This is a genomic window from uncultured Amaricoccus sp. (genome assembly GCF_937858865.1).
Lineage (GTDB): Bacteria > Pseudomonadota > Alphaproteobacteria > Rhodobacterales > Rhodobacteraceae > Amaricoccus.
Genome location: NZ_CALLYO010000530.1, coordinates 1 through 6488, shown reverse-complemented (window position 1 = coordinate 6488; position 6488 = coordinate 1). Strand labels below are relative to the sequence as shown.

8 protein-coding genes are annotated in these 6488 nt (G+C 69.7%); 4 read left to right on the top strand and 4 right to left on the bottom strand.

Annotation, left to right across the window (positions count from 1 at the left end; genetic code table 11):
* The 3 genes from Q0112_RS15500 to Q0112_RS15490 form a co-directional block, all read left to right on the top strand.
* Positions 1-828, top strand: an 828-nt coding sequence (locus Q0112_RS15500; protein WP_297976848.1) for an ABC transporter permease, incomplete at its 5' end; no start/stop codon positions are given.
* On the top strand, positions 825-1769 hold the full coding sequence (locus tag Q0112_RS15495; RefSeq protein WP_297976846.1) for an ABC transporter permease: 945 nt from the start codon (positions 825-827) through the stop codon (positions 1767-1769). The genes Q0112_RS15500 and Q0112_RS15495, both read left to right, overlap by 4 nt.
* 3 nt (positions 1770-1772) lie before the next feature.
* Positions 1773-3164, top strand: coding sequence for an amidohydrolase (locus Q0112_RS15490; protein WP_297976844.1), 1392 nt, complete (start codon positions 1773-1775; stop codon positions 3162-3164).
* 121 nt (positions 3165-3285) lie between these two features.
* On the opposite strand, the gene Q0112_RS15485 is transcribed toward Q0112_RS15490, so the two are convergent.
* From Q0112_RS15485 to fmdA, 3 genes are read right to left on the bottom strand one after another with little or no spacing between them, the layout of a single operon-like run.
* Positions 3286-3579 carry an FmdB family zinc ribbon protein gene (locus Q0112_RS15485; protein ID WP_297976842.1) on the bottom strand — a complete coding sequence of 98 codons (294 nt, stop codon included), beginning with the start codon at positions 3577-3579 and terminating at the stop codon, positions 3286-3288.
* A 26-nt stretch (positions 3580-3605) separates the two neighbouring features.
* Positions 3606-4118 carry an AmiS/UreI family transporter gene (locus Q0112_RS15480; RefSeq protein WP_297976840.1) on the bottom strand — a complete coding sequence of 171 codons (513 nt, stop codon included), beginning with the start codon at positions 4116-4118 and terminating at the stop codon, positions 3606-3608.
* A gap of 54 nt (positions 4119-4172) precedes the next feature.
* Positions 4173-5399, bottom strand: coding sequence for a formamidase (gene fmdA / locus Q0112_RS15475; protein WP_297976838.1), 1227 nt, complete (start codon positions 5397-5399; stop codon positions 4173-4175).
* 191 nt (positions 5400-5590) lie between these two features.
* On the opposite strand from fmdA, the gene Q0112_RS15470 reads away from it, so the two are divergent.
* Complete coding sequence (locus Q0112_RS15470; RefSeq protein WP_297976836.1) at positions 5591-6310, top strand: response regulator transcription factor; 720 nt, start codon at positions 5591-5593, stop codon at positions 6308-6310.
* On the opposite strand, the gene Q0112_RS15465 is transcribed toward Q0112_RS15470, so the two are convergent.
* Positions 6274-6488, bottom strand: a 215-nt coding sequence (locus Q0112_RS15465; RefSeq protein ID WP_297976834.1) for a hypothetical protein, incomplete at its 5' end; no start/stop codon positions are given. The two genes, Q0112_RS15470 and Q0112_RS15465, sit on opposite strands and share 37 nt — an antisense overlap.

Below are 6488 nucleotides of genomic sequence, written 5' to 3'. Positions count from 1 at the left end.
TTCGTGGTCGGCGCCGCGGCCGCGACCGCCTTCGGTCTCGCCGCCGGGCCGGGAGGCGTGATCGGCCCCTTGCCCTTCGCCCTGTTCCTGCCGCTCGCCATCGCCGTGACGTTCGCCGCCGCCGGCATCTGGGCTGGCCTCGTCGGGGCGCTGCGCGCCTTCTACGGCGGCAACGAGGTGCTGATCTCGCTGATGTCGAACTATGTCGGCCTGCTCTTCGTGCAGTATCTGATCTCCGGCCCGATGCGGGCGCCGGGGGGTCTGCCCCAGAGCGATCGGCTGGCGCCGGAGACCTGGCTTCCCTTCATCCTGCCGGGCACGCGCGCGCATGCCGGCATCCTGGTCGCGCTCGTCGCCGCCGTCCTTGTCTGGGGCCTGCTGCGCCGGACGCCCTACGGCTACGAGATGATCGTCACCGGCCTCAATCCCTCCGCCGCCCGCTACGCCGGCATCCCGGTGGCGCGGCGCATCCTCGCATCGGCCTTCATCGCCGGTGGGCTCGGCGGTCTCGCGGGCCTGGTCGAGCTCTACGGCGTCCAGCACCGGCTGGTCGACGGCATGAGCGGCGGCGTCGGCTTCATCGGCATCGTGGTGGCGCTGCTCGCCCGGCTCGATCCGCTCTGGGTGGTGCCGACGGCGATCCTCTACGGCGGCATGACCGTCGGGGCCGACGCGATGCAGCGCGCCACCGGCACGCCCTCGTCGATCACCTTCATCCTGCAGGGGCTGATCGTGCTCTTCGTGCTGATGAGCGACGTCCTGCGCCGCTATCGGCTGCGGCTCGACCTGATCGGGGCGAGACCCGACCCGGAGGCGCAACGGCCATGAGCCTCGACGACCTGCTTTCCTCGGCCTTCCTCGTGACATGGCTCGCGGCGGCAGTCCGCCTGACCGGGCCCGTCCTTCTGGCTGCGCTCGGCGAGACCTTCGCCGAACGCGCCGGGGTCCTGAACGTCGGCATCGAGGGCACGATCCTGCTCGGCGCGCTCGCGGCCTATCTCGTCAGCCACGCCACCGGGGCGCCGACGCTGGGCCTCGCCGCGGCGCTGGCGGCGGGGCTCGTCTCCAACCTGCTGCTCGCGCTGCTCTATGTTAGCGTGCGCGCGAGCCAGGTGGTCGCGGGGATCGTGTTCAACGGGCTGGCGGTGGGGATCGCGAGCTTCACCTACCGGATCGCCATGGGTGAGGTCGCGAGCCCGGAGCCGGTCGCCATGTTCCGGCCGCTCGACCTCGGCGGCCTCAGCCGCCTGCCCTTCCTCGGCCCGATCCTCTTCTCCCATACGGTCCTGCTCTACCTCACCGTCGCCATCGTCGCGGTCGCGTCCTTCGTCCTCTTCCGCACGGAGTTCGGCCTGCGGCTTCGCGCGGTCGGCGAGAACCCGAAGGCGGCCGAGGCGGCCGGCATATCGGTCACGCGCACCCGCTACCTCGCCACCCTGATCTCGGGCGCGGGCGCCGGGCTCGCCGGCGGATACCTGATGCTGTCGGAGGTGGGCCTCTTCCGCGACAGCATCGTCGCGGGCCAGGGGTTCATCGCGCTGGCCATCGTCATCCTCGGGCGCTGGACGCCGTGGAAGGCCATGATCGCCGCCTTCGCCTTCGCGGCCGCGCAGGCGCTGCAGCTTTCCCTGCAGCTGTTCGGAACCGGCGTCCCGACCCAGCTCCTGCTCGCGCTGCCCTACCTGCTGACCATCCTCGCCATCTCCGGGCTGCTGGGCGGTCGCGCGGTCCAGCCCGCGGCGCTGATGATCCCCTACGAGAAGTCCTGACCGATGACCACGATCCTCGCCGACGGCTGGCTGATCACCATGAACCCGGCCCGCGACGTCCTCGAAGCCGCGAGCGTCTGCGTCGAGAAGGACCGCATCGTCGCCATCGGCACGCGCGACAAGCTCGCCAGGGCGCATCCGCAGGCGGAGATCGTCGACTGCGGCGGCCGGATCGTCATGCCGGGGATGGTCAACACCCACACCCATCTCTTCCAGACCCTGCTCAAGGGCCTCGGCGACGACATGGCGCTGAAGGAGTGGTTCAGCTGCATGACCGGCCCCAGCGCCGTGCACCTGACGACCGAGGACGCGAAGGTCGCCGCCCTGCACGGCTGCATCGAGTCGCTGCGCTCCGGCGTCACGACGCTGGTCGACTTCAACTATGTCCACACGCGCCCGGGCATGGCCGAGGCGACGATCGAGGCCTTCGAGGAGACCGGCATCCGCGGTTTCGTCTGCCGCGGCTTCATGACCTGCGGCGAGGCCTACGGCGTGCCCGGCGTCCTCATCGAGACGCCGTCGCAGGCGCTGGCCGGCGCGCGGGCGCTGATCGAGAAGCAGAACCGGACGCCCGGGCGCGTGCGGGCCGGCATCGCGCCGTGCATGATCTGGACGGTCGAGGAGGAGGCGCTCCGCCTGGCGCGGCGGCTCGCCGACGAGACCGGGGCGCTGCTGACGACCCACGTCGCCGAGACGAGCTTCGAGATCGAGGAGGCCAATCGCCGCTACGGCCGCACCGACACCGAGTTCCTGAGCGACATCAGCTTCCTCGGCCCGGACGTTCTCGCGGTCCATTGCGTGCAGTGCCGCTCACGCGACATCCGGGTGTTGCGGCATCATGACGTCAAGGTCTCGCACAACCCTTGCAGCAACCTCTACCTCGGCTCGGGAATTCCGCCGATACCGGAAATGCTGGCCAGCGGGATCACCGTCGGTCTGGGTTCGGACGGCCCCGCCAGCAGCAACAACCACAGTCTCTTTCAGGCGATGAAGTTCGCCGCGCTGCTGCAGAAGGGGGCACACAGGGATCCTACGATCCTGACGGCGGAGAAGGCGATCGAGATGGCAACCATCGACGGCGCCCATGCCGTCGGGCTCGGGAACGAGATCGGATCGATCGAGCCGGGCAAGAAGGCGGACATCATCGTGATCGACGCGAGCGGGCCGTCGATGACGCCGATCCACAATCCCGTTTCCGCCCTTGTCTATTCGGCGCTCGGCAACGAGGTCACCGACGTCATGGTCGATGGACGCTTCGCAATGCGCGGCGGGGCGATCCTCGGCGTCTTGGACACTGCGATCAGCGCCGCCGCCCAGACCCATGCCGATGCGCTGGCTCGACGCGCCGGATCCGATCGATTCAGGCGCCGGGGCTGGCGCTCGGTCGCGATATAGGCGGTTGATACCGAGCTGCCGCAGCGTGGTTCAGACCTGATGCCCGCGCGGATCCCGAGCGTTGCCGATGAAAGTTCAATGGGCTGGACAAGCCCAAGAGCTCCCATCGGCGTCTCCGGCATCAGTGGCCGATCTTCCAGCGCGACGACACCGCGTTGGCGCGCGGCCGGCACATCGAGCAGCCGCAGCCGGCGAGATGCTTGCGCTTCACGACCCGAGGCTCGTCGATGCTGCGCTCCGAGCGGGCGAGCGCCGAGCGCAGCGATCCGTTCAGGGTGCTGACCCGCGGCGCGGAGACCGCCCGCGAGCAGCCCGCGCCGCAGTCGGGGCAGTCGGCAGAGGCTTCGCTGGCGGCCATCACCGCCCAGGCGCGGAAGGGGCCGCAGTCGCCGCAGACGAAATCGTAGAGAGGCATTTCAGCTCCTTGCGGTTGCGGGCGGCTCAGAGCCGCCCGTCGAGGATGAGATACCCGGGGATCCAGCCGGTGACGATGCCGGTGAAGAGGGTGAAGCTCGCCGTGGCGCCGAGGATCGGCTTCTTCAGCGCGAGCAGCAGGAAGTACATGAACCAGAGCACACCCCAGATCACCCAGTTGATCGCCATCCAGGTGTCGAGCGTCGTCTGCATCGTCGCGAAGCCGCCGAGCGCCACCGGCACCGTGGTGATCGCGACGAAGAGGCTGAACCAGCCGAGGCCGCGGCCGTCGACCGCGACGAAGCGATTGTAGGCCACCCAGAAGTAGGTGGCGGTGAAGAGCAGCGTGAGCGCGGCGCCCTTGATCGAGCCGAGGGTGGCGCCCGGGCCGAAGGCCCAGTAGATCACCACGCCGAGGGTGGCGAAGCCCGCCACGATGTTGATGAAGGCGATCTCGCGGTCCTCGATCTTGCCGTGCAGCCACAGGCCGTTGAGGAAGAGCACCGCGCCCACGTAGAGCAGGCCGAATCCGAGAAGCATGGAAGGTCCCCCGAAAGTGGAAGGGCCCGCCCGGGAGGGCGGGCCCGCGCGGCCTCAGCTCGAGGTGGCGACCGATATCTCGGGGACCATCCGGCGCGGCCCCTCGGCGTTCGGACGGATGTCGAAGTCGAAGATCGCCGTCGGGATGGCGAGCGTCGCGCAGACGTTCGGGATGTCGACGATGCCGGCGATGCGGCCCTCGACCGGCGCCGTGCCGAGGATCATGTACGCCTGCTCGCCCGAGTAGCCGAACTTCTTCAGGTACTCGATGGCGTTGAGGCAGGCGCGGCGGTAGGCGACGTGGGCGTCGAGATAGTACTGCTCGCCGGTATGCTCGTCGACCGAGATGCCCTCGAAGATCAGGTAGTCGTCGAAGTGCGGGTCGATCGGGCTCGGCTTGAAGATCGGGTTGACGATCCCGTACTTCGCCATGCCGCCCTTGATGACGTCGACCTTGATGTCGATCCAGCCGGCCATCTCGATCGCGCCGCAGAAGGTGATCTCGCCGTCGCCCTGCGACCAGTGGATGTCGCCCATCGAGAGGCCGCCGCCCTTCACGTAGACCGGGAAGTAGACCTTCGAGCCGCGCGACAGGTTCTTGATGTCGCAGTTGCCGCCGTGCTCGCGCGGCGGGACGGTGCGCCAGCCTTCCTTCGCGGCGGCTTCGGCGGCGGCGCCCGTCATCTGGCCCATAAGCGCGGTCGCGGCGTGCGGCGGCGCGGCGAGGGGCGGCACCCGGTTCGGGTCGGTGGCGATCAGCGCCGCCTCGCGCCGGTTCGCCTCGGCGAGCAGCTTGTGGTCGGGCAGGCAGCCGATCAGGCCGGGATGGATGAGGCCCGGATAGCGCACGCCGGGAATGTGGCGCGAGGTGGTGTAGATGCCCTCGAAGTCCCAGCAGGACTTCACCGCGTTCGGATAGTGCTCGGTCAGGAAGCCGCCGCCGTTCTCCTTGGCGAAGAGGCCGTTGAACCCCCACTCCGAGCCTTCGAGCGCGCCGATGTCGAGGATGTCGACGACGAGAAGGTCCCCGGGCTCGGCGCCCTCGACGCCGAACGGGCCGGACAGATAGTGGACGCGGGTGAGATCGACGTCGCGGATGTCGTTGGCGCTGTCGTTGTTGCCGATCTGGCCGCCGGTCCAGTCGTAGCATTCCACGCGGAAGACGTCGCCCCGCTTGAACGTCTCGACCATCGGGATGTCGGGATGCCACCGGTTGTGCGTCTTGATGTCCTGCTGCTCCGGCGCCTTTTTGAGATCGACTTTGAAGGCGGTCTTCGGCATTCGAGCTTCCTCCCTGCGGTCCCGACCCGTCCGGTGTTGGCGGATCGCGAAGGGAAGGGTATGCAGACGCATGTAACCCGGTGCGCGCGTTCGGAGGGCTGCTTCGTAATCTTTTGTAACGCGTGGCCCGGAGCGGGCGGGCATGCGGCATAGTCCGGGGGCGCGAGGTTTCGTTTGGGAGGGCGAACCCCATGAAGGCCAGGGTGCTCGTGGTCGACGACGACCGTCGGCTCTGCGGTTTCCTCGTGCGCTTCCTCGCCAGCGAAGGGCTCGATCCCGTCCAGGTCCACGACGGGGCCGGGATGCGGCGGGCGCTGGCCGACGCGAGCTTCGACCTCGTGCTGCTCGACCTCGGCTTCCCGCGCGGCGACGACGGGCTGTCGCTCGCGCGCACGCTGCGCGCGCAGTGCGAGGCCGCGCTCATCGTGCTCACCGGCAAGAACAGCACCATCGACAAGGTGGTCTGCCTCGAGCTCGGCGCCGACGACTATGTTACCAAGCCCTTCGAGCCGCGCGAGCTGCTCGCGCGCATTCGCGCGGTGCTGCGCCGGGTCGTCGCCCGGGCCGTCGTCACCCCGGAGGCGGGCGAGGACTCCATCCGCTTCGACGGCTGGCGGGTCGACCTCGCCCATCGCGAGGTCTACGCGCCCGGCGGCACGGCGGCGGGCCTCACGAGCAAGGAGTTCGACGTCGTCGCGGCGCTGGCGCGCCGGCCGGGGCGCGTCCTCTCGCGCGACCAGCTGCTCGATCTCGTGGCGAACCGGGCATGGACCCCGAGCGACCGCAGCGTCGACGTGCTGGTCGGCAAGGTGCGCCGCAAGATCGGCGACGAGGGCCCGAACCATCGCATCATCCGCACCGTGCGCGGGATCGGCTACGTGTTCGCGCCCGAGGCCGCCGCCCGCGCCTGAAGCGCCGCCCGGAGCGCGCGCGAGAGCGTGCCGAGATCCGCGGGCTTGGCGAGGACCGGGACGCCCTCCACCTCGCCCTCGGGTGCGGCGGCGGTATTCCCGGTCAGGAGCAGCAGCCCGAGGGCCGGGCGATGGCGGATCGCATCGCGCACCAGCTCGAGGCCGCTGCGCCCGCCGG

What these genes read in the sequence shown, in the direction of transcription:
- Q0112_RS15495 (WP_297976846.1), top strand. Translation starts at nt 825, where the DNA reads ATGAGCCTCGACGACCTGCTTTCCTCGGCCTTCCTCGTGACATGGCTC.
- Q0112_RS15490 (WP_297976844.1), top strand. Translation starts at nt 1,773, where the DNA reads ATGACCACGATCCTCGCCGACGGCTGGCTGATCACCATGAACCCGGCC.
- fmdA (WP_297976838.1), bottom strand. Translation starts at nt 5,399, where the DNA reads ATGCCGAAGACCGCCTTCAAAGTCGATCTCAAAAAGGCGCCGGAGCAG.
- Q0112_RS15480 (WP_297976840.1), bottom strand. Translation starts at nt 4,118, where the DNA reads ATGCTTCTCGGATTCGGCCTGCTCTACGTGGGCGCGGTGCTCTTCCTC.
- Q0112_RS15485 (WP_297976842.1), bottom strand. Translation starts at nt 3,579, where the DNA reads ATGCCTCTCTACGATTTCGTCTGCGGCGACTGCGGCCCCTTCCGCGCC.
- Q0112_RS15470 (WP_297976836.1), top strand. Translation starts at nt 5,591, where the DNA reads ATGAAGGCCAGGGTGCTCGTGGTCGACGACGACCGTCGGCTCTGCGGT.